Annotated in this window: 21 protein-coding genes and 1 pseudogene; 12 read left to right on the top strand and 10 right to left on the bottom strand. The window is 67.2% G+C overall.

Translation table 11 applies throughout. From position 1 onward, the window contains the following. Both ABY44_RS33205 and nth read left to right on the top strand, forming a co-directional pair. Positions 1-317, top strand: a pseudogene (locus ABY44_RS33205) (electron transport complex subunit RsxB); the annotation flags it as partial. Next, complete coding sequence (gene nth / locus ABY44_RS33210; protein WP_042976184.1) at positions 314-958, top strand: endonuclease III; 645 nt, start codon at positions 314-316, stop codon at positions 956-958. The pseudogene ABY44_RS33205 and the gene nth, both read left to right, overlap by 4 nt. 143 nt (positions 959-1,101) lie before the next feature. Here nth and ABY44_RS33215 read toward each other — a convergent pair whose 3' ends face one another. After that, positions 1,102-2,031: a DMT family transporter gene (locus ABY44_RS33215; protein ID WP_059688848.1), complete on the bottom strand. Its 930-nt coding sequence runs from the start codon at positions 2,029-2,031 to the stop codon at positions 1,102-1,104. Between the two features lie 283 nt (positions 2,032-2,314). On the opposite strand from ABY44_RS33215, the gene ABY44_RS33220 reads away from it, so the two are divergent. After that, complete coding sequence (locus ABY44_RS33220) at positions 2,315-2,749, top strand: DUF1841 family protein (protein ID WP_027786805.1); 435 nt, start codon at positions 2,315-2,317, stop codon at positions 2,747-2,749. Between the two features lie 99 nt (positions 2,750-2,848). Here the strand turns inward: ABY44_RS33220 and ABY44_RS33225 are convergent, their stop codons facing one another. Next, positions 2,849-3,208, bottom strand: coding sequence for a c-type cytochrome (locus tag ABY44_RS33225; RefSeq protein WP_027786804.1), 360 nt, complete (start codon positions 3,206-3,208; stop codon positions 2,849-2,851). Positions 3,209-3,246: 38 nt separating this feature from the next. Next, positions 3,247-3,606, bottom strand: a complete 360-nt coding sequence (locus ABY44_RS33230) for a c-type cytochrome (RefSeq protein WP_021158557.1) — start codon at positions 3,604-3,606, stop codon at positions 3,247-3,249. A 234-nt stretch (positions 3,607-3,840) separates the two neighbouring features. On the opposite strand from ABY44_RS33230, the gene ABY44_RS33235 reads away from it, so the two are divergent. From ABY44_RS33235 to ABY44_RS33255, 5 genes are all read left to right on the top strand, one after another. Then, positions 3,841-4,683, top strand: a complete 843-nt coding sequence (locus tag ABY44_RS33235; RefSeq protein ID WP_021158556.1) for an AAA family ATPase — start codon at positions 3,841-3,843, stop codon at positions 4,681-4,683. Between the two features lie 27 nt (positions 4,684-4,710). Further along, on the top strand, positions 4,711-5,886 hold the full coding sequence (locus ABY44_RS33240; protein WP_059697977.1) for a vWA domain-containing protein: 1,176 nt from the start codon (positions 4,711-4,713) through the stop codon (positions 5,884-5,886). 55 nt (positions 5,887-5,941) lie between these two features. Beyond that, complete coding sequence (locus ABY44_RS33245; RefSeq protein ID WP_060172949.1) at positions 5,942-7,153, top strand: benzoate/H(+) symporter BenE family transporter; 1,212 nt, start codon at positions 5,942-5,944, stop codon at positions 7,151-7,153. Positions 7,154-7,309: 156 nt separating this feature from the next. Further along, entirely contained in the window at positions 7,310-8,263 is a 954-nt protein-coding gene (tal, locus tag ABY44_RS33250) for a transaldolase (RefSeq protein ID WP_027786801.1), read from the top strand. A 234-nt stretch (positions 8,264-8,497) separates the two neighbouring features. After that, on the top strand, positions 8,498-8,953 hold the full coding sequence (locus ABY44_RS33255; RefSeq protein ID WP_060172948.1) for a VOC family protein: 456 nt from the start codon (positions 8,498-8,500) through the stop codon (positions 8,951-8,953). A gap of 61 nt (positions 8,954-9,014) precedes the next feature. On the opposite strand, the gene mctP is transcribed toward ABY44_RS33255, so the two are convergent. The 3 genes from mctP to ABY44_RS33270 all read right to left on the bottom strand — a co-directional run bounded on the left by mctP (position 9,015) and on the right by ABY44_RS33270 (position 11,920). Further along, on the bottom strand, positions 9,015-10,565 hold the full coding sequence (gene mctP / locus ABY44_RS33260) for a monocarboxylate uptake permease MctP (protein WP_059697981.1): 1,551 nt from the start codon (positions 10,563-10,565) through the stop codon (positions 9,015-9,017). After that, the gene (locus tag ABY44_RS33265; protein WP_027786798.1) at positions 10,562-10,804 is read right to left on the bottom strand and encodes a DUF3311 domain-containing protein; all 243 of its coding nucleotides are present in this window, start codon (positions 10,802-10,804) and stop codon (positions 10,562-10,564) included. The genes mctP and ABY44_RS33265 overlap by 4 nt, the downstream gene beginning before the upstream one ends. Positions 10,805-11,002: 198 nt before the next feature. After that, positions 11,003-11,920: a hypothetical protein gene (locus tag ABY44_RS33270; protein ID WP_060172947.1), complete on the bottom strand. Its 918-nt coding sequence runs from the start codon at positions 11,918-11,920 to the stop codon at positions 11,003-11,005. 379 nt (positions 11,921-12,299) lie between these two features. Here ABY44_RS33270 and ABY44_RS33275 point away from each other — a divergent pair, with 379 nt between their 5' ends. Both ABY44_RS33275 and ABY44_RS33280 read left to right on the top strand, forming a co-directional pair. Beyond that, the gene (locus ABY44_RS33275) at positions 12,300-13,331 is read left to right on the top strand and encodes a hypothetical protein (protein WP_060172946.1); all 1,032 of its coding nucleotides are present in this window, start codon (positions 12,300-12,302) and stop codon (positions 13,329-13,331) included. A 257-nt stretch (positions 13,332-13,588) separates the two neighbouring features. Then, complete coding sequence (locus ABY44_RS33280) at positions 13,589-13,843, top strand: hypothetical protein (protein WP_060172945.1); 255 nt, start codon at positions 13,589-13,591, stop codon at positions 13,841-13,843. Positions 13,844-13,870: 27 nt separating this feature from the next. Here the strand turns inward: ABY44_RS33280 and ABY44_RS33285 are convergent, their stop codons facing one another. The 4 genes from ABY44_RS33285 to ABY44_RS33300 all read right to left on the bottom strand — a co-directional run bounded on the left by ABY44_RS33285 (position 13,871) and on the right by ABY44_RS33300 (position 18,471). Then, positions 13,871-14,347 (bottom strand): DNA-deoxyinosine glycosylase, encoded by a 477-nt coding sequence (locus ABY44_RS33285; RefSeq protein ID WP_060172944.1) that lies wholly within the window; start codon positions 14,345-14,347, stop codon positions 13,871-13,873. Continuing rightward, positions 14,347-14,946, bottom strand: coding sequence for a chorismate--pyruvate lyase family protein (locus tag ABY44_RS33290; RefSeq protein WP_060172975.1), 600 nt, complete (start codon positions 14,944-14,946; stop codon positions 14,347-14,349). The genes ABY44_RS33285 and ABY44_RS33290 overlap by 1 nt, the downstream gene beginning before the upstream one ends. An 8-nt stretch (positions 14,947-14,954) precedes the next feature. Then, positions 14,955-16,853 carry a molecular chaperone HtpG gene (htpG, locus tag ABY44_RS33295; protein WP_060172943.1) on the bottom strand — a complete coding sequence of 633 codons (1,899 nt, stop codon included), beginning with the start codon at positions 16,851-16,853 and terminating at the stop codon, positions 14,955-14,957. Positions 16,854-17,010: 157 nt separating this feature from the next. After that, a complete protein-coding gene (locus ABY44_RS33300; protein ID WP_027786792.1) occupies positions 17,011-18,471 on the bottom strand; it encodes a PLP-dependent aminotransferase family protein in 1,461 nt (486 codons plus the stop codon). Positions 18,472-18,701: 230 nt separating this feature from the next. Here ABY44_RS33300 and ABY44_RS33305 point away from each other — a divergent pair, with 230 nt between their 5' ends. Together ABY44_RS33305 and ABY44_RS33310 are read left to right on the top strand one after the other, a co-directional pair. Beyond that, positions 18,702-19,394: a VOC family protein gene (locus ABY44_RS33305; RefSeq protein WP_060172942.1), complete on the top strand. Its 693-nt coding sequence runs from the start codon at positions 18,702-18,704 to the stop codon at positions 19,392-19,394. 55 nt (positions 19,395-19,449) lie between these two features. Then, on the top strand, positions 19,450-20,358 hold the full coding sequence (locus tag ABY44_RS33310; protein WP_021158543.1) for a DMT family transporter: 909 nt from the start codon (positions 19,450-19,452) through the stop codon (positions 20,356-20,358). Positions 20,359-20,406: the final 48 nt, after the last annotated feature.

The raw sequence follows: 20,406 nt of genomic DNA on the forward strand, positions 1-20,406 counted from the left end.
CCCCCGCGGGAACGCCATCCGCCGCACCTGCCCCGGACGACGCCGAAGCGAAGAAGCGCGCGATCATCGCCGCCGCGCTCGAGCGTGCGCGCAAGAAGAAGGAAGAACTGTCCGGGCAAGGTGCGGGGCCGAAGAACACCGAGGGCGTGAGCGCGGCCGTCCAGGCGCAGATCGACGCCGCCGAGGCGCGCCGCAAGCGGCTCGCGGAACAGCAGGCCCAACGCGACGCCGAAGCGGCGGCCGCGAGCGGCAACGACGAAGAAAACGACGCAGGCAACGACGGCCCGTCCGCACCGCCCGACCAGAACGCTCCATGAACGCCAGCAAACGACGCGCGATCTACGAAACGCTGCAGAGCCTCAATCCGCATCCGACCACCGAGCTCGAATACTCGACGCCGTTCGAGCTGCTGATCGCCGTGATGCTGTCCGCTCAGGCGACCGACGTATCGGTCAACAAGGCGATGCGGAAGATGTTTCCGGTCGCGAACACCCCGCGACAAATCGTCGCACTCGGCGAAGAAGGCGTCACCGAGTACATCAAGACGATCGGCCTGTACCGGACCAAGGCGAAGAACGTGGTCGCGACGTGCCGGATCCTGCTCGACCGCTACGACGGCGAGGTGCCGGCCGATCGCGAAGCGCTGGAAGGCCTGCCGGGCGTCGGCCGCAAGACCGCGAACGTCGTGTTGAACACCGCGTTCGGCCAGCCGACGATCGCGGTGGACACGCACATCTTCCGCGTCGCGAACCGCACGGGGCTCGCGCCGGGCAAGGACGTGCGCGCCGTCGAGGCCGCGCTCGAGAAGTTCACGCCGAAGGAGTTCCTGCAGGACGCACATCACTGGCTGATCCTGCACGGTCGCTACGTGTGCAAGGCCCGCAAGCCCGAATGCTGGCATTGCGCGATCGAGCCGCTGTGCGAATTCAGGCCGAAGACCCCGCCGCCCAACGAGTGACGCGCAACCGCGGCCGGACTGCCGCAAACCGCCGGACGCCATGCGGCCCGACGCTCGACGCACGCCCCACCGGCCGCCCTCCGCCGGCAAACCGCGGCCGCGACAGCGCGTAGCCATCCGCGCCGCCGCTTTCCCCTTCCCGACTATGCGTTGGAGGTCGCGGTCGCATCGTCGGCCGCCGCGCCGCCCGCGCGCACCAGCGCCAGCACGGCAGCCAGGATCGCGACGCCGCCCGCCCACTGCAGCGGCGACAGCGCCTCGCCGAACAGCAGCGCCGCCAGCGCGACCGTCACGACCGGTTCGAGCGTCGACAGCATCGACGTGCGCGCGGCCCCAAGCCGTTCGAGCCCCGCAAAGAACGCGATCATCGCCGCGACCGTCGACACGAGTGCGATCGCAAGCATCGACGCCCAGCCGCCGGCCGTCGCGGGCCAGCGCGGCGGCGCGCCGAACGCCGCGGTCCGCACGACGGCGATCGCCACGAGCGTCGCGGTCGCCGACAGGCAGATGATCGCGGTGGTCGCGAGCGGATCGACGCCGCGCGTCGCCTTCGTGCCGCCGACGATGTACAGCGAATAGATCACCGCGGCGGCCAGCGCGAGCGCGATCCCGAGCGGCTCGCCATGCCCGCCGCCGACCATCAGCGCCGAACCCGCGACGCACAGCACGAGCGCGACGGCCTTCGCGCGCGTGAGGTGCTCGCCGAGCCACCACGCGGCCAGCAGCGTGACGAAGGCCGGATACAGGTACAGCAGCAGCGCGACAAGGCTCGCCTGCGCGTGCTGCAGCGCGCTGAAGTAGCAGAACGACTGCCCGACGTAGCCGAGCGCGCCCATCGCCACGAGCGGCGCGAGCGCGCGCCCGCGCGGCCACGTGACGCGGCGATGCCGTGCGATCGCGGCGAGCACCGCGCCGCCGATCGCGAAGCGCACGATCAGCAGCCCGAGCACGTCGACACCGGCCGCATACGCGTAGCGGCCGAAGATCGCCATCGCGCCGAACGCGGCGGCGGATAGCGCGACGTAAAGCGTGCCCTGCAGGGCTGCGGACGATGGGCGGGCGGTGGCGGTCATGACGGAACGGATGAGAACGGTGCGGTGACGGGAAGCGTTGGAGTGTAACGGCGCGGCGGCCGCGAGCCTAGCCCGCGCTTACCCCGCGCTTACCCCACGCTTACCCGTTACCCGGCACCGGCGGCGCACGCCACCGGCCCGCGCCGCTCACCCGCAAGGCCCGCGGAACCCCCGCCGCTGCGGCCACGCGATCGCGCCAAACCCGCCGCCTGCGCCGCCCGCCGACCCGGCGTACAATGCGCGACGCGGCATCAAGCCGTCCGAATCACGACGTTTCCCCACCATGTTCAATCCAAGCCGCGACGAAGTGCGTCGCTTTTTCACCGAGACCTGGCGCAAGCAGCGCGCCGGCGAGATCCTGACGCCGCTGGAAGCGATGGCAGCCGACTGGATCGTCGAGCATCCCGAATACCACGATGAACTCGCCGACGCCGATGGCGCCACCGCGCGCGAGTACACGCCCGAGGAAGGCCGCACGAACCCGTTCCTGCACCTGTCGATGCATCTCGCGATCAGCGAGCAGCTGTCGATCGACCAGCCGCCCGGCATCCGCGCCGCGCACGACAAGCTCGCGGCGAAGCTCGACTCGACCCACGACGCGCAGCACGTGATCATGGAATGCCTCGGCGAGACGATCTGGGAAGCCCAGCGCACGAACACGCCGCCCGATACCGACGCGTACCTGCAGCGCATCCTGCGCCGCGCATCGCGCGACTGAGCGCCGCCGCGGCGGCCCGCGGGCGCCGGCGCGCGGGCAAAAAAATACCCCGCCAGGGCGGGGTATCCTTGCTGCGCGGGCCCGCCGGGCCCGTCGCGCTTACTTCTTGAACACGAGATCGGTCTCTTTCAGCGACTCGATGTAGGCCGCAATGTCCTTCATGTCGCTGACCGACAGGCTCTGCACCTGTGCCTGCATGATCGCGTTGTTGCGACCGAGCAGCGGATTCGTCAGGCCCATCTGGTACTGGCGCATCGCCCACACGAGGTAGTCGGCATGCTGGCCGGCGAGGCGCGGGTATTCGGCGTTGATCGGCTTGTTCATCTGCGCGCCGTGGCAGGCGGCGCAGTTGTGCGATTCGACCAGTTCCTTGCCCTTCGTGATGTCCGCCGCGTGCGCGGTACCGATCGCGAGGCCGGCCGCCAGTGCAACCGCCGCCGTCTTGAATGCGTTGTTCATGAATGCTCCTGTCCCGCCGAGAGATCGGCGGCGCGCGCTTACTTGTAGGGGTTGTCCTTCGAGTCGGCCTTCTGGGCGGCGTAGTACGCCGACAGATCCGCGATGTCCTGGTCCGTCAGCGAACCGGCGATCGCATTCATCGACGGGAAGTGACGATCCTTCTTGCGGTAGGCCTTCAGCGCGTTCTCGAGGTATTGCTGGTTCTGGCCGCCGAGGACAGGCACCCGGTAGACCTCCGGGTACGCCGCGCGGTAGTCCTGGATGCCGTGGCAACCGATGCACATGGCGACCTTGCTCGCCCCGTCCTTCGGGTTGCCGACCACACCGGCCGCCTGCGCGCTGCCCGCGAGCGCCACGAGCGCTGCGACAACGACGTGTTTGCCGACGAATTTGTTCATAGCTCTTGTAACCTAGCTTGAGGGGAAACTGGCGCCGAAGCGGCAACGGCCCGCGCCGTTTTGCTTGTCGGTCGCCACGCAGGCCAAAAAAAACGGCCAGATTGTACCGCGTCGGCGGGGAACCCGTCCACAAGGCGCCCCGCCACAGTCCCGCAACGATACGCGGGCGAGGCCCAACCGGACAGCCCTTCTGACTTATACTGGGTTTTTTTCGCGATTGAGAAGAGCGCCGCCATGCGTTTCGAAGGGTCCTCGCACTACGTCGCCACCGACGATCTGAAGCTCGCGGTCAATGCCGCGCTGACGCTGCAACGCCCGCTGCTGATCAAGGGCGAGCCCGGCACCGGCAAGACCATGCTCGCCGAGGAAGTGGCCGCCGCGCTCGACATGCCGCTGCTGCAGTGGCACATCAAGTCGACCACCAAGGCGCAGCAGGGCCTGTACGAATACGACGCCGTGTCGCGGCTGCGCGATTCGCAGCTCGGCGACGAGCGCGTGAAGGACATCTCGAACTACATCGTCAAGGGCGTGCTGTGGCAGGCGTTCGATGCCGAGCACCCGAGCGTGCTGCTGATCGACGAGATCGACAAGGCCGACATCGAATTCCCGAACGACCTGCTGCGCGAGCTCGACCGGATGGAATTCCACGTGTACGAGACGCGCGAGACGGTCCGCGCGAAGCACCGCCCGCTCGTCATCATCACGTCGAACAACGAGAAGGAGCTGCCCGACGCGTTCCTGCGCCGCTGCTTCTTCCACTACATCCAGTTCCCCGACCCGTCGACGATGCAGAAGATCGTCGCGGTGCACTTCCCCGACATCCGCGAGGAGTTGCTGCGCGCGGCGCTCGAGAGTTTCTTCGAATTGCGCGGCGTGTCGGGCCTGAAGAAGAAGCCGTCGACGTCCGAGCTGCTCGACTGGCTGAAGCTGCTGCTCGCCGAGAACATCCCGGCCGACGCGCTGCGCGGCGCGGACGCGAAGCAGATCGTGCCGCCGCTCGCGGGCGCGCTGCTGAAGAACGAGCAGGACCTGAGCCTGCTCGAGCGGCTCGTGTACATGAACCGGCACAACCGGTAATCCCCCCTCACCCGCGAAGGCCCAGCCATGCTGCTCAATTTCTTCTACGCGCTGCGCGCAGCCAAGCTGCCCGTCTCGGTGAAGGAATACCTGACGCTGCTCGAAGCGCTGAAGGCCGGGCTGATCTCGCCGTCGATCGACGCGTTCTACTTCCTCGCACGGATGACGCTCGTCAAGGACGAGCAGTACTTCGACAAGTTCGACCAGGCGTTCGGCGCGTATTTCCACGGCGTGTCCGCGCTGCCGTCCGAAGCATTCGACATCCCGCTCGACTGGCTCGAAAAGCGCCTCGAGCGCGAGCTGTCGCCGGAGGAGAAGGCGCAGATCGAGGCGATGGGCGGCCTCGACAAGCTGATGGAGCGCCTGAAGGCGCTGCTCGACGAGCAGAAGGAGCGCCACGAAGGCGGCAACAAGTGGATCGGCACCGGCGGCACGTCGCCGTTCGGGCACGGCGGCTACAACCCGGAAGGCGTGCGCATCGGCGGCCCGTCGAACGGCAACCGCACCGCGGTCAAGGTGTGGGAGGCGCGCGCATACCGCGACTACGACGATTCCGTCGAGATCGGCACGCGCAACATCAAGGTCGCGCTGCGGCGGCTGCGCCGCTTCGCGCGCGAAGGCGCAGCCGAGGAGCTCGACCTGCCCGGCACGATCCGCAGCACCGCCGCGAACGCGGGCTGGCTCGACCTGCGGATGGTGCCCGAGCGCCACAACAACGTGAAGGTGCTGATGCTGCTCGACGTCGGCGGCTCGATGGACGATCACATCAAGCGCACCGAAGAGCTGTTCTCGGCCGCGAAGGCCGAATTCAAGCACCTGGAGTTCTTCTACTTCCACAACTGCGTGTACGACCACCTGTGGAAGAACAACCGCCGCCGCCACTCGGAACGCACCGCGACGTGGGACGTGCTGCACAAGTTCACGCCCGACTACAAGCTGATCTTCGTCGGCGACGCGACGATGAGCCCGTACGAAGTGCTGCAGCCCGGCGGCTCGGTCGAATACAACAACCCGGAAGCCGGCGCCGTGTGGCTGCGCCGCCTCGCCGACCAGTTCCCCCATCATGCATGGCTGAACCCGGAGCCCGAGCGGCTATGGGAATACCGGCAGTCGGTCGCGGTGATCCGCGACCTGCTCGGCCATCGCATGTATCCGCTCACGCTCGCGGGCCTCGAAACCGCGATGCGCGCACTCAGCAAGTAACGACACCCACCAAGACACGAAGGTCGCCTCCGAGCGGCCTCCCCCCGGAGATAGCATGAACCCCTCGCCCACCGCGAGCGCCAGCCGCGCCGGCGGCCGCCGTTTTTTTGCCGATACGTCCGTGTCCGCGCTCGTCGCCGGCTTCGTCGCGATGATGACCGGCTACACGAGCTCGCTCGTGCTGATGTTCCAGGCCGGCCGCGCCGCCCACCTCACCGATGCGCAGATCTCGTCGTGGATCTGGGCGCTGTCGATCGGCATGGCGCTGACGACGATCGGCCTGTCGCTGCGTTTTCGCTCGCCCGTCGTCGTCGCGTGGTCGACGCCCGGCGCCGCGCTGCTGATCGCGTCGCTGCCCGGCGTGCCCTACCCCGAGGCGATCGGCGCGTTCGTCGTCTGCGCGGTGCTGCTGACGGCCGTCGGCGTGAGCGGGCTGTTCGACACGCTGATGCGCAAGATTCCGGCCGGCATCGCCGCCGCCCTGCTCGCGGGCATCCTGTTCGAGATCGGCATCGAGATCTTCCGCGCCGCGCAGTTCCAGACCGCGCTCGTGCTCGCGATGTTCTTCACGTACCTGATCGTCAAGCGGCTCGCGCCGCGCTATGCGATTCCGACGACGCTGATCGTCGGCACGGCGGTGGCCGGCGGCCTCGGCCTGCTCGACTTCAGCGGCTTTCACATCGCGTTCGCGAAGCCCGTGTTCACGATGCCGGCGTTCTCGATCGCGTCGATCGTCAGCATCGGCATTCCGCTGTTCGTCGTCGCGATGGCGTCGCAGAACGTGCCGGGCATCGCGGTGCTGCGCGCGGACGGTTATCAGACCCCGTCGTCGCCGCTGATCGCGACCACCGGCCTCGCATCGCTGCTGCTCGCGCCGTTCGGCTCGCACGGCGTGAACCTCGCGGCGATCACGGCCGCGATCTGCACGGGCCCGGAAGCGCACGAGGATCACGCGAAGCGTTACACGGCCGCCGTGTGGTGCGGCATGTTCTACCTGGTCGCCGGTGTCTTCGGCGCGACGATCGCCGCGCTGTTCGCGGCGCTGCCGAAGGCGCTCGTCGTGTCGGTCGCCGCGCTCGCGTTGTTCGGCTCGATCATGAGCGGCCTCGCGAACGCGATGCAGGACGTGAAGCAGCGCGAAGCCGCACTCGTCACGTTCATGGTCACCGCGTCGGGCCTCACGCTGCTGTCGATCGGCTCGGCCTTCTGGGGGCTCGTCGCGGGGATCGTCACGCAGGTGATCCTGAACGCGCGCCGCCCCGCGTAATGCGGCACGGCGCTCGCCGGACATGCCAAAACGTGCTCGACGCGAATCGGGCCTAGAATGATGGCTTGGAAGCGGCGCCCGGCGCCGCTTCGCTTCGCCGCCGCGCTCGCGCGGCCCGTGAGAACCCGGCGCCTTGCGCCCTTCTTCCGAATCGCCATGACTACCGCACTCGACCAGCTGAAGCAGTACACGACCGTCGTCGCCGACACGGGCGATTTCCAGCAGCTTGCGCAATACCAGCCGCAGGACGCGACCACGAACCCTTCGCTGATCCTGAAGGCCGTCCAGAAGGACGCGTACAAGCCGATCCTCGAGAAAACCGTCCGCGATCATCGCAACGAAAGCACCGACTTCATCATCGACCGCCTGCTGATCGCATTCGGCACCGAGATCCTGAAGCTGATCCCGGGCCGCGTGTCGACCGAGGTCGACGCGCGCCTGTCGTTCGACACCCAGCGCTCGATCGACAAGGGCCGCGAGCTCATCAAGCTGTACGAAGCAGCCGGCATCGGCCGCGAGCGCATCCTGATCAAGCTCGCGTCGACGTGGGAAGGCATCCGCGCCGCCGAAGTGCTGCAGAAGGACGGGATCAAGTGCAACATGACCCTGCTTTTCTCGCTCGTGCAGGCCGCCGCCTGCGCGGAAGCCGGCGCGCAGCTGATCTCGCCGTTCGTCGGCCGCATCTACGACTGGTTCAAGAAGCAGGCCGGCGCGGAGTGGAATGAAGAGAAGGACGGTGGCGCGAACGATCCGGGCGTGCAGTCGGTGCGCCGCATCTACACGTACTACAAGACGTTCGGCTACAAGACCGAAGTGATGGGCGCGAGCTTCCGCACGACCAGCCAGATCACCGAACTCGCCGGTTGCGACCTGCTGACGATCAGTCCCGATTTGCTGCAGAAGCTGCAGGACAGCAACGAGACGGTCACGCGCAAGCTGTCGCCGGAAGCGCTGCACGACAAGCCCGCCGCGCGTGTCGCGATCGACGAGGCAGCGTTCCGCTTCCAGCTGAACGACGACGCGATGGCAACCGAAAAGCTCGCCGAAGGCATCCGCGTATTCGCCGCCGATGCGGTGAAGCTCGAGAAGCTGATCGACTCGCTGCGCTGAGCCGCGATACGCGTCAGCAGCTGTCGGCAACACTGACAACAGCCGTCAGCAAGCGCACGGCCGCGAACGTCATGTTCGCGGCCGTTTTTATTTTTCATTCCATCGTCAAGCACGCGCACTACAATCCACGTCACGGGTGCGGCGGCCGCCTCCCGATGCCCCCTTTTCCCGGTCAGTCTTGTTCGACGCCGAACCCGCGCAGATGCGCAGGCCGGCTCATCACAGGAGACAACGATGCAAGTTCAACCGTACCTGACGTTCTACGGTCGCGCCGACGAAGCCCTTCAGTTCTACGAAAAGGCACTCGGTGCGAAGACGATGTTCAAGATGCACTTCAAGGACGCGCCGCCGAATCCCGACTACCCGATGGCGCCGGAGATGGGCGACAAGGTGATGCATGCGAGCTTCACGATCGGCGACTCGATGATCATGTGCTCGGACGGCGACTGCAGCCAGCCGGCAGGCGCCACGCACGCCGGTTATTCTCTGTCGCTGAACCCGGAGACGGTCGAGGAAGGCCAGAAGCTGTTCAATGCGCTCGCCGACGGCGGCGAAGTGACGATGCCGTTCGGCAAGACGTTCTGGGCGCTCGGCTTCGGGATGGCCAAGGATCGCTTCGGCGTGCACTGGATGGTCAACGTCGAAGACCTGTCGCAGCGCGAGGAGCTCGCGAAACGCGCGCAGGGTTGACGCAGGAAAACGCCCGCCACCTCACGGTGGCGGGCGTTTTCGTTACCGCGCGTCGTCCGTCTCAGCCTTCGACGACGTCGAGATAGTCCTCCGGCCGCGTGCGATCCTCCGCATGCGCCATGCCCATCACGCGCACCAGCACGCTCACCACCACCGCCACCACCAGGTTCACGATCAGCGACCACACGGCCGCGTAGCCGGGAATCGCGAGACCGAACAGGTGGATCGTGAAGATCGATCCGGCCAGCTTCAGCGAAATCGCCATCCACGTGCCGCACACGATGCCGGCCGCCCAGCCGGCCAGCAGGCCGCGATGGTCGAGCACGCGCGTATAGAGGCCGAGCACGATCGCGGGGAGCGTCTGGATGATCCAGATCCCGCCGAGCAGCTGCAGCTGGATCGCATAGGTCAGCGGCAGCCCGAGGATGAACGCGACCGCGCCGACCTTCACGATCAGCGACACGAGCTTCGCGACGTGCGTCTCCTGCTCGTGCGACATGTTGCGGTTCACGAACTCGCGGTGAATGTTGCGCGTGTACAGGTTCGCGGCCGCGATCGACATGATGGCCGCGGGCACCAGCGCGCCGATGCCGATCGCCGCGAACGCGACGCCGACGAACCACGACGGGAAATACTCGAGGAACAGCGCGGGCACCGCGAAGTTCGGGCCGAACGCCTTGAAGTACGGCGCGTACTGCGGCATGTCCTTCACGCCCGCCGCGAGCGCCATGTAGCCGAGCAGCGCGAGCAGGCCGAGCACGAACGAGTACGCGGGCAGCATCGCCATGTTGCGGCGGATCGAGTTGCCGGACGACGACGACAGAATCGCCGTGACCGAGTGCGGATACAGGAACAACGCGAGCGCCGAGCCGATCGCGAGTGTCGCGTACGCGCTGTAGCCGTTCAGGCTCATCGCGTCGGGCGCCTTCAGCAGCAACTTGGCCGGCGGCACGCTCGCGAAGATGTGTCCGAAGCCGCCGAGCTTCGCCGGGATCACGATGACCGCCGCGGCGATCGTGATGTAGATCAGGATGTCCTTGACGATCGCGATCATCGCGGGCGCGCGCAGGCCCGACGTGTACGTATACGCGGCGAGGATCGCGAACGCGATGATCAGCGGCAGGTCGCCGACGAAGCCGGTCGTGTCGAAACCGAGCGCGCCGATCACCACTTCGATGCCGACGAGCTGCAGCGCGATGTACGGCATCGTCGCGAGGATGCCCGTCACCGCGATCGCGAGCGCGAGCATCCGGCTGCCGTAGCGCGCGTTGACGAAGTCGGCGGCCGTCACGTAGCCGTGCCGCTTCGCGATGCTCCACAGCTTCGGGAACACGACGAACGCGAACGGATAGATCAGGATCGTATAGGGCAGCGCGAAGAAACCCATCGCACCGGCGCCGAACACGAGCGCGGGCACCGCGACGAACGTGTACGCCGTATAGAGGTCGCCGCCGAGCAGGAACCACGTGACGATCGTGCCGAAGCGGCGTCCGCCGAGGCCCCATTCGTCGAGATGGGCGAGATCGCCGCGCCGCCAGTTTGCGGCCAGGAAACCGATGATCGTGACGCCGATGAACAGCAGGACGAAGACGAAGGTTGCGCCGAGATTCATCGTGCACCTCCCTGCGGGCCGCTCGCCTTCCACGCGTTCTTGGTCTTGAAGTACACGAACGCGGTGATCACCGCGCTGATGAAGACCCAAAGCAGCTGGTACCAGTAGAAAAACGGAAAACCGAACACCTGCGGTTCGATCTTGCTGTACGACGGTACCCAGACCATCGCGATCAACGGCAGTACCAGCAGCCAGAGCCAGCGCTTGGCGGCCCGGTTGGCGTCGGCATCGTGAGCCATGACGTCTCCTCTTCTTTCCCGGTTATCGATCTTGTTGAGCGGGTACGGCGCCGAGAGGAGCGCAAAACGGGTAGGCTGCGGCTCCCCTGGCTTCGCGCCAGTATAGGAGCCGCGAGCACGCGGTCAAGCGGGGGCGAACCCGAGGTGATCCGCCCCTTGCCGCGTGGTTGCACCGGCCTGCCGCCGGTGCCTGAAACGTCAGATCGCGAACGAGGTATCGCGCGCGCCGGTCGTTTCTTTCAAAGCTTTCACCCACTTGCGTGCGGGCAGCTTCAGCGTGTCCTCGATCAGCTTCGCACGCGCGTCGAGCTGCGCGAACGACACGTCGAGCGCGGGGCCCGAGAACGCGATCGCGATGCGGTTGCCGTCATGCACTTCCGGCAGCGCGATCACGCGATGATCGAACGCCGCGTTCAGGTGCTTCATGTTGCGCACGAAGCTCGGATGATCGCCGAACAGGTTGATCGTCGCGATGCCCGCGTCGGCAAGGCAGCCGCGCACCGCACGGTAGAACGCGACGCTGTCGAGCACCGGGCCGCGCGCGGTCGCGTCGTACAGGTCGATCTGGATCGCGCCCGTCGTGCCGCGGTTGGCCGGGTCGTTGACGAAGTCCCACGCGTCGGCTTCGTGCACGACGAGACGTGCGTCGTCGGGCGGCATCGCGAACATCGTGCGCGCGGCGACGATCACGGCCGGGTTCAGCTCGACGGCCTCGACCTTTGCTTGCGGGAGGAAGCGGTGCGAGAACTTGGTCAGCGCGCCGGTACCGAGCCCGAGCTGGACGATCCGCCCGGGCGTTTCGAGGAACAGCAGCCACGCCATCATCTGCTGCGCGTATTCGAGCTCGATGTGCAGCGGCTTCGAGATCCGCATCGCACCCTGTACCCACTCGGTGCCGAAGTGCAGGAAGCGCACGCCGCCCTCTTCCGAGAACGTGACGGGCGCGAAGCGCGGCTTGCGCGGCGCTTCGAGCACGGGCACGTCGTCGTGTTCGTCGATGTCCGGGCGGCGCTTCACGCGTGGCGGCTGGAGTTTTTCGGAGCCGTTGTAGGAGGACGGCTTGCGATTCTTGAACGCGCGCGCCTCGGCGGACGCGCGCTTGATCAGTCGGGTCATGATTGAATCTCGCTGGATGACGCTGGTTTTAGCGGACGAGAGGATAGCATTGGTGCAGGAGGCGAGCCGTGCGGATGGCCCCACGTCCGCTGTTTCGACGCAGCGTCCCGCGCGTTTCCACGCCAGAAGCACGTTGACCGAAAGCGCACAGCGGGCGCCTTGCCGTCCAGCCGATTGCTTCACGTACGGCAATCGTTGCGAACACGCTCGACCATGCCGGCGCCCTCCGGAAATGCGCGGTAATCGATTCGTGCCCACAGCCGCGTCAAACGGCCACGATGTCACTCGCCAAGTTGCCCCCGAAACGCTAAGCTCCCGCGTCGGCCGCTCGTAGCGGCGCGACCAATCTTACGGAATACCAACAAAAACGAGGGGCCTCATGATACAAAAAGAACGCCTGACGCGCGTCGGTTACACCGCTGCGCTGACCGCAACCCTGCTGCTCGGCGCATGCGGTGGCGACGGCGGCGGTGCTTCGGGCACGCCGGCCAGCAACCTCAGTGCCGCGCAACAGAACTATGAAAGCTTCGCGTTGGCCGCCAACGGCGGGCTGCACTACCCGCAAGCGCAGCTCGACCTTTCCACGTCGAGCACCGGCGCCCTGAGCGTCGGTCCGGGCAGCTATTTCTATACGCAAGATCAACGCATTGCGCAAAGCCCGGCCGGCGGCACGCAATCGCTGATGCTCGGCCGGTCGTCGATCGACCCGGTGCTGTCGGTGCCGGCACCCGTCGCCCAGCGTTATCTCGTCAACGGCGCAATCGTGGCGAGCATGCAGGAGCAGGTCAGTTACAGCGGAGCAAACATCCGGTTCACCGAACTCACCGCCGACGGCCAGACCGTTGCGGTGACGCTCCTCGGCACGAACTACACGGTCGTACCGCTGTCCGGCGCGATCTCGAGCGCCCCGTCCGAGTTGTTCAGCGGCAGCCCGCTTGGCGTCATCACGAATACGATCAACGGCACATCGCTCTATAACAAGCAGGCAACCTGGCAATCGGGTGCCGCCTATATGAAGGTGACCCGACAGGTGGTCGGCGATACGGTACTCACCGGCGACTGCACCGCACCGCAAACGACCGGCGCGAACGTCACGCCGTGCCGTACGACGGCATCGACACTGGAAGCGTTCTTTCCGCACACAAGCGCTGGGGACAACAAGACCTACAACCTGAGCGACGGACAGATCGTCACGCTCGCGGGGGTTCGCGCATGGGTTGCCAACTCGCCACTCAACGGACCGACTCTCGAATATCGGGTCTTCTATCAGAACAACGGGCAGATCGACGCCGGAGCCCTGATGCGCGACGGCACGACGCTCGCGGTCGGTAGCAGCACGGCCCCCCAGAACTTCTACATCACGCTGAACAGTGCGGCCGTCCAGTCCGTGAAGGCGGCGATCACGTTCTGACGCATCGCGGTGCTCGGTTGCGCGCGCAACGACATGAACAGCGGCGACCTGTTCGCCGCCGTTCATACGACGTTACAGGGAAGTCGACAGCACGCCGTTTCCGGATCGGAAATCGGCGCACAATACGGCTCGGCGCCGGCTATCGATCTCGTACTTCGGATATCGATCGGACCTCGAGCCGCAAGGATGTGGAAATGGCGCCTGCGCGCATTCGTCCGGCGCAGGTACGCTCGCCGCCATGACGTTTCGGAGATTCCATGGAATCAACCGACAAGAAGATCTGGTTCCCGGCAAAGCGCTACGGATGGGGATGGGCGCTGCCGGTTGCGTGGCAAGGCTGGGTGGTCCTGCTTTTCTTTGTGCTCGGACTCGTGGCGGCGTCGAGGGTCTTCCCGCCGGCGCAGGCGCCATTCGCGCTCGCGGCATGCATCGTGGCGCTGGTGGCCGCGCTCACGGCCGTGTGCTGGCTGAAAGGTGAAAAGCCCAAGTGGCGCTGGGGCAAGGACGAATAAGCGACGAAACGACGATCTGTCGAATCGTCAAACGAGAATCCCCCGCCACTGCGCGAGCTTCTGCTCGAACGACAACATTGCATTCGCCGGACTCGACGAAGGCAGCACGAGCGTGTCGTATCCGGCGTGGCCGATCACGTCGGCGAACCGCCCTGCCGTCTTGCCGTTGAAGCACACGCGCTTGAGCAACGGCGCATGTTCCCGCAACGAATCGAAGTCGTTCGGCTTCGCATTCCGGATCGCCGAGTCGAGACTGCCTTTCCGATGGCATGCATCGAGGACGTCCCAGATGCCGATGCCATGCGAAAGCACGCACACGAGCCGCGCATCGTACGGCAGGTCATGAAGCGTCGGCTCGCCGAGCACCGCCCCCAGCAACCGCCAGAACTGGTTGCGCGGATGCGCGTAATACTGCGCGGCGTCGAGCGACGCCTCGCCCGGAAAACTGCCGAGGATCATCGTGTGCGTATCCGGCCCGACGACCGGCGCAAACCCCTGCAGCATCACGCGACTCCACGCGGCCCGACGGACCGGGGCCCGTCGCCGTGCGCATCGAGATGACGCCACAGCGCCGGCAGCATGCATTCGGTGACCATCAACGGCTTGCCGTGACGCTGAAACACCGAGCGTCGCGCGGCAAACGCGTGCGGCGCGCGCACGCCCGCGCCAAGCGCATGGCTCGCGAGCGCGTACAGCGGATGGCCGGCGATCACGCGCCGGCTGACGAGCGCAGAACGTTCGACCTGCGGATCGCTGTACAGCAACTCGGCCAGCGGCCGCGTGCGCAGCCGCCGCATTGCCTGCCACACGCCCTTGCTGGCCGCGAGCGGCGCGATGCTGTGCGCGGCAACAAAAGGCGTGCCGTCGACCGACAGGATCACCTCGCGCACCCACATCGGCGCGCGCGGCGAACTGGCGAGCGCGTCCGGCTCGTCGAACCACGGGCAGTCGACGGCCTCGCGCGTCACCCGCACGTTCACGCGGCCGAGCCGCGCGAGGTGCGCGGTCAGCGATCCGCCGCGCGTCAGCCAGTCGCGCTGGTCGAGCGTGCAGCCAGGCCGCGGCGTCTCGCGCCAGCCGGCCTGCCCGCCGTCGAATCGCAAACGCGCGTTCACGCGGTGCGCGACAGCAGCAGCGCGTTGGTCCGCTTCACGAAGCTCGCCGGATCGTCCAGCATGCCGCCTTCGGCCAGCAGCGCCTGATCGAACAACAGATGGGCCCAGTCGCCGAAATCGGCGCTGTCGGCCTTCAGTTGCTTGACGAGCGCGTGCTCCGGGTTGATCTCGAGGATCGGCTGCATCGCCGGCGCATTCTGGCCGGCCGCCTTCAGCATCCGCTGCAGGTAGCCGCTCATGTCGTTGTCGTCGGCGACGAGGCACGACGGCGAATCGGTCAGGCGGAACGTGACGCGCACTTCCTTCACCTTGTCGCCGAGCGCTTCCTTCATCTTCTCGACGACGGGCTTGATCGCCTCGCCCGCTTCTTCCTGCGCCTTCTTCTCTTCGTCATTCAGCTCGCCGAGGTCGAGGTCGCCGCGCGCCACGCTCGCGAGCGGCTTGCCGTCGAATTCATGCAGGAACGACAGCATCCATTCGTCGACGCGGTCGGTCAGCAGCAGCACCTCGACGCCCTTCTTGCGGAACACTTCAAGGTGCGGGCTGTTCTTCGCGGCCTGCCACGTATCGGCCGTCACGTAGTAGATCTTGCTCTGCTCGGGCTTCATGCGCGACACGTAGTCGGCGAGCGACACGTCCTGCGCGTCGGTGTCGCCGTGCGTCGACGCGAAGCGCAGCAGCTTCGCGATGCGCTCGCGGTTCGCGTGATCCTCGCCGAGGCCTTCCTTCAGCACCTGGCCGAACGCGCCCCAGAACGTCTTGTACTTCTCCTTGCCGGCATCCTCTTCCGCGTTCGCGAGTTCCTCGAGCATCGACAGCGCGCGCTTGGTCACGCCTTCGCGGATCGCCTTCACGTCGCGGCTTTCCTGCAGGATTTCACGCGACACGTTCAGCGGCAGGTCGGCCGAATCGACGACGCCCTTCACGAAGCGCAGGTATTGCGGCAGCAGCTGCTCGGCGTCGTCCATGATGAACACGCGCTTCACGTACAGCTTCAGGCCGCCGCGGTAGTCGCGGTTCCACAGGTCGAACGGCGCGTGCGCCGGCACGAACAGCAGCTGCGTGTATTCGCTGCGGCCCTCGACGCGGTTGTGCGTCCACGTGAGCGGATCCTGGTGGTCGTGCGCGATGTGCTGGTAGAACTGCGTGTACTGCTCGTCGGTGACGTCGCTCTTCGAACGCGTCCACAGTGCGCTCGCCTGGTTGACGGTCTCGTCCTCGTCCTTCAGGACCATCTCGCCCTTTTCCTGATCCCACTCTTCCTTCTGCATCAGGATCGGCAGCGCGATGTGATCGGAATACTTCTGGATGATCGACTTCAGGCGGTGCGACGACAGCAGCTCGTCCTCGCCTTCGCGCAGGTGCAGCGTGATCGTCGTGCCGCGCTGTGTGCGCTCGATCGCGTCGATCGTGAAGTCGCCCTCGCCCGCGCTTTCCCAGCGCACGGCTTCGTTCGCCGGCAGGCCCGCGCGGCGCGTCTCGACGGTGATCTTGTCCGCGACGATGAAGCCCGAGTAGAAACCGACGCCGAACTGGCCGATCAGCGCCGCGTCCTTCTGCTGGTCGCCGGACAGCTTCGTGAAGAATTCCTTGGTGCCCGAACGCGCGATCGTGCCGAGGTTCGCGATCGCCTCGTCGCGGCTCATGCCGATGCCGTTGTCCTCGATCGTGATCGCGCGTGCAGCCTTGTCGAAGCCGATGCGGATGCGCAGGTTCGGATCGTTCTCGTACAGCGCGTTGTCCGCGAGCGCCTCGAAACGCAGCTTGTCGGCCGCGTCGGACGCGTTCGACACCAGTTCGCGCAGGAAGATTTCCTTGTTGCTGTAGAGCGAATGGATCATCAGGTGGAGAAGTTGCTTGACCTCTGCCTGAAAGCTCATCGTTTCATGTGCCATGGATGCTGTTTCCTCTTACTTGAACTTGAATGGTGTGGCGCAGGCGCCCGGCGCGCGATGCCGGACGGCCCTGGAGGGCCACCGCCTGGCGCAAGCGGTTTGCGCGCGTATCTGGGGATCGCACGCCCGATTTCAAGGGCCGGCGTGCCGCGCCGGGTCACGACGCGCGGCGTACGGCCGAATCGATATAGCGCGACAGCAGCCCCGGCAGCGCCGGATCGCCGCAGTTCGCGACGTTGAAGCGCATCCACGTCGACGGCGATTGCTGCGGCGAGAACAGGCTGCCCGGCGTCAGCAGAAAGCCGGCCTCGTGCGCGACCGCCGCGAGCGCGTCGGAGTCGACGCCCGTGTCGGCCCACAGGAACATCCCTGCCGCCGGCATCGTGAAGAGGCCGAGCCCGGTGCGCTCGAGCATCCGCGCGGTCTTGTCGCGCACGCCGTCGAGCCGCGCGCGCAGCCGCTCGACGTGGCGCCGGTAATGCCCTTCGGTCAGGATCTTGTAAAGCACGCGCTCGTTGAGCTCGGGCGTCGTCATCCCGACCAGCATCTTCTGGTCGGTGACCGCCTTCGCGATCTCCGGCGCGCACGCGACATAGCCGACCCGCAGGTTCGCCGCGAGCGTCTTCGAATAGCTGCCGAGGTAGATCACGCGCTTCAGCTGGTCGAGGCTCGCGAGGCGCGTGGCCGGATAGCTCGGCGGGCACAGGTCGCCGTACACGTCGTCCTCGACGACGAGGAAGTCGTACGCCTCCGCGAGCTTCAGGATCCGGAACGCCTGCGCGGCCGACAGCGACGTGCCGGTCGGGTTCTGCAGCACCGAGTTGATCACGAGCATCTTCGGCCGCCACATCTGCACCAGGGTTTCGAGCGCGTCGAGATCGGGGCCGTCGGGCGTGTAAGGCATCCCGACGAGTTGCGCGCCCTGCGCCGCGAAGCGGCCGAACATCTGGAACCAGGCCGGATCGCCGACGATCACCGCGTCGCCAGGCCGCATGTAGATCCGCGAAATCAGGTCGATCGCCTGCGTGATCCCCGAGACGAGCACGATCTGCTCGGGTTTCGCGCCGATCTCCACTTCGGCGAGGCGCGTCTGCAGTTGCTGGCGCAGCGGCAGGAAGCCCTGCGCGGTGCCGAAGCCGAGCATCTGCGCGCCGGACTGGCGCCCGAGCGCGCGCAGCGCGCCGGTAATCAGTTCGCCGTCGAGCCAGCGGCCCGGCAGATAGCCGAGACCCGGCCCCTTTTCCGGGCTGACGGTGTGCAGCATGTTGCGCAGCAGCCAGACGACGTCGATCGTGTTGTGCACCGGCGCGGCCTCGGCCACGCGCGCGACGCTGTCGGCCGGCTGCGGGCCGGCGGCCGTGCGCTCGCGCACGTAGAAACCCGAGCCGCGCCGCGAGTCGAGATAGCCTTGCGCGACGAGCCGCTCATAGGCCTCGACGACGGTGAAGCGGGATACGCTCTTGTCGAGCGCGAGCTTGCGGATCGACGGCATCCGCATGCCGGGCCGGAACACGCGTTCGTCGATACGCCGCCGCGCCCACTGGACCAGCTGGTCGACGAGCGTGAGCGTGGCCGTATCGTGCGGCGCGGGAATCTGGGCGAGTGGGACGGTGGACATGGGCGGCAGCTCCAACTGTACCGAAGGCTATCGCGCCGATTGTACCGTTACTGTGCCGGTAGCGACGATTACAGTTGACCGGACTGGCGATCGTGCGGCTGCCGTTCCGGCAGCGCCGCACCCGGCACGGCGCCCACCGGCCCGCATCGCGGCCGGTACGCCGGCCGGTCCGGCCACCGCCCGGCGCCTCGCCTGCCCACCATGACACTTTCGCTTCCCGACCGACGTTCATGCCAGCCCGCTCCCTGACACTCGACCATCTCGTGATCGCCGCGCGTACGCTCGACGAAGGCGTACGCCATGTCGCCGACGCGCTCGGCATCGATCCGGCCGGCGGCGGCCGCCACCCGCTGATGCGAACCCACAATGCGCTGTTCGGCGCGTGGGGCGGGCTGTACCTCGAGGTGATCGCGATCGACCCCGACGCGCCGGCGCCGAACGACGGCGCCGAGCCGCCGCGCGCCCGGCTGTTCGCGCTCGACGAGCCGGCCATGCACGCGCGGCTCGCGCAAGGCCCGTTTCTCGCGCACTGGGTCGCGCGCGTCGACCGTCCGCGCCAGCTCGCGCTGTGGCAGAGCCAGTACCCGGCACGCATCGCGCCGGTCGTCGCGATGCGGCGCGGCGACCTGAGCTGGGGCCTCACCGTGCCCGACGACGGCGCATTCCCCGCGTGGCAAGGCGCGGGCGACGGGCTCGTGCCGTCGCTGATCCAGTGGGACAGCCCGCGCCACCCGGCCGAGTCGCTGCCGGATAACGGCATCGCGCTGAAGGCGCTCAAGGGCACCCACCCGCGTGCCGACGCTGTCCGCGAGCAGCTCGACTGGCTCGGCGCCGCCCATCTGCTCGACCTCGAAGCCGCCGACGGCCCGCCCGCGCTCGTCGCCGAATTCGACACGCCGCAGGGCCCGCGCACGCTGCGCTGAGCCCTCGGCCGCCCCGCCCCCACCCCAATACCGGCAACACGGAGACACTTACCCCATGAATTCGCGCGAAACCCGAGGCATGCTGCTCGGCCTCATCGGCGTCATGATCTTCAGCCTGACGCTGCCGATGACGCGGATCGTCGTCTCCGAACTCCATCCGCTGCTCAACGGGCTCGGCCGCGCGCTCGCCGCCGCCGTACCGGCCGGCCTGCTGCTGTGGTGGCGCCGCGAGCCGCTGCCGACCCGCGCGCAACTGAAAAGCCTCGCGATCACGTCGGCGGGCGTGATCATCGCGTATCCGGTGTTCTCCGCGTGGGCGATGAAATCGGTACCGGCGTCGCACGGCGCAGTGGTCAACGGCCTCCAGCCGCTGTTCGTCGCGCTGTACGCGGCATGGCTGTCGCACGAGCGGCCGTCGAAGGCGTTCTGGGCCAGCGCGGTGGCCGGCAGCGCACTCGTGATCGCGTTCGCGCTGCGCGACGGCGGCGGCACCGTGCAGGCCGGCGACGCGCTGATGCTCGTCGCGGTCGGCATCGGCGCGCTCGGCTATGCGGAAGGCGCGCGCCTCGCGCGCCAGATCGGCGGCTGGCAGGTGATCTGCTGGGCGCTCGTCGTGTCCGCGCCGTTCCTCGTGCTGCCGGTCGGCTGGCTCGCATGGATGCAGCATGCCGCGCATCCGGGCCCGCTCGCCCTGCGCACGTGGCTCGCCTTCGGCTACGTGACCCTCTTTTCGCAATTCATCGGCTTTTTCGCGTGGTACGCGGGGCTCGCGATGGGCGGCATCGCGCGCGTGGGCCAGGTGCAACTGCTGCAGATTTTCTTCACGATCGCCTTTTCCGCGCTGCTGTTCGGCGAAACGGTCACGTCGTCCACGTGGCTGTTCGCGGCCGCGGTGATCGCCACCGTGGTGCTCGGGCGCCGCTCGGCGGTCGCCACGGCCGCGCAACCGGCTCGCGCCGGCTGAACAGGTGCGCCATAATGAACGTTTTGCCTGATCGGTTTTGCCCACCCG

Origin of the sequence: Burkholderia sp. ZZQ-2 (assembly GCF_050768715.1) — a bacterium.
Classification (GTDB): Bacteria; Pseudomonadota; Gammaproteobacteria; order Burkholderiales; family Burkholderiaceae; genus Burkholderia; species Burkholderia cepacia.

Excerpts from the sequence above, each read along its gene's own strand:
- ABY44_RS33275 (WP_060172946.1), top strand. The coding sequence starts at position 12,300 with ATGATACAAAAAGAACGCCTGACGCGCGTCGGTTACACCGCTGCGCTG.
- htpG (WP_060172943.1), bottom strand. The coding sequence starts at position 16,853 with ATGGCACATGAAACGATGAGCTTTCAGGCAGAGGTCAAGCAACTTCTC.
- ABY44_RS33265 (WP_027786798.1), bottom strand. The coding sequence starts at position 10,804 with ATGGCTCACGATGCCGACGCCAACCGGGCCGCCAAGCGCTGGCTCTGG.
- ABY44_RS33255 (WP_060172948.1), top strand. The coding sequence starts at position 8,498 with ATGCAAGTTCAACCGTACCTGACGTTCTACGGTCGCGCCGACGAAGCC.
- ABY44_RS33220 (WP_027786805.1), top strand. The coding sequence starts at position 2,315 with ATGTTCAATCCAAGCCGCGACGAAGTGCGTCGCTTTTTCACCGAGACC.
- ABY44_RS33270 (WP_060172947.1), bottom strand. The coding sequence starts at position 11,920 with ATGACCCGACTGATCAAGCGCGCGTCCGCCGAGGCGCGCGCGTTCAAG.
- ABY44_RS33240 (WP_059697977.1), top strand. The coding sequence starts at position 4,711 with ATGCTGCTCAATTTCTTCTACGCGCTGCGCGCAGCCAAGCTGCCCGTC.
- ABY44_RS33280 (WP_060172945.1), top strand. The coding sequence starts at position 13,589 with ATGGAATCAACCGACAAGAAGATCTGGTTCCCGGCAAAGCGCTACGGA.
- ABY44_RS33230 (WP_021158557.1), bottom strand. The coding sequence starts at position 3,606 with ATGAACAAATTCGTCGGCAAACACGTCGTTGTCGCAGCGCTCGTGGCG.
- mctP (WP_059697981.1), bottom strand. The coding sequence starts at position 10,565 with ATGAATCTCGGCGCAACCTTCGTCTTCGTCCTGCTGTTCATCGGCGTC.
- ABY44_RS33305 (WP_060172942.1), top strand. The coding sequence starts at position 18,702 with ATGCCAGCCCGCTCCCTGACACTCGACCATCTCGTGATCGCCGCGCGT.
- ABY44_RS33285 (WP_060172944.1), bottom strand. The coding sequence starts at position 14,347 with ATGCTGCAGGGGTTTGCGCCGGTCGTCGGGCCGGATACGCACACGATG.
- ABY44_RS33245 (WP_060172949.1), top strand. The coding sequence starts at position 5,942 with ATGAACCCCTCGCCCACCGCGAGCGCCAGCCGCGCCGGCGGCCGCCGT.
- tal (WP_027786801.1), top strand. The coding sequence starts at position 7,310 with ATGACTACCGCACTCGACCAGCTGAAGCAGTACACGACCGTCGTCGCC.
- ABY44_RS33215 (WP_059688848.1), bottom strand. The coding sequence starts at position 2,031 with ATGACCGCCACCGCCCGCCCATCGTCCGCAGCCCTGCAGGGCACGCTT.
- ABY44_RS33300 (WP_027786792.1), bottom strand. The coding sequence starts at position 18,471 with ATGTCCACCGTCCCACTCGCCCAGATTCCCGCGCCGCACGATACGGCC.
- ABY44_RS33225 (WP_027786804.1), bottom strand. The coding sequence starts at position 3,208 with ATGAACAACGCATTCAAGACGGCGGCGGTTGCACTGGCGGCCGGCCTC.
- ABY44_RS33235 (WP_021158556.1), top strand. The coding sequence starts at position 3,841 with ATGCGTTTCGAAGGGTCCTCGCACTACGTCGCCACCGACGATCTGAAG.
- nth (WP_042976184.1), top strand. The coding sequence starts at position 314 with ATGAACGCCAGCAAACGACGCGCGATCTACGAAACGCTGCAGAGCCTC.
- ABY44_RS33310 (WP_021158543.1), top strand. The coding sequence starts at position 19,450 with ATGAATTCGCGCGAAACCCGAGGCATGCTGCTCGGCCTCATCGGCGTC.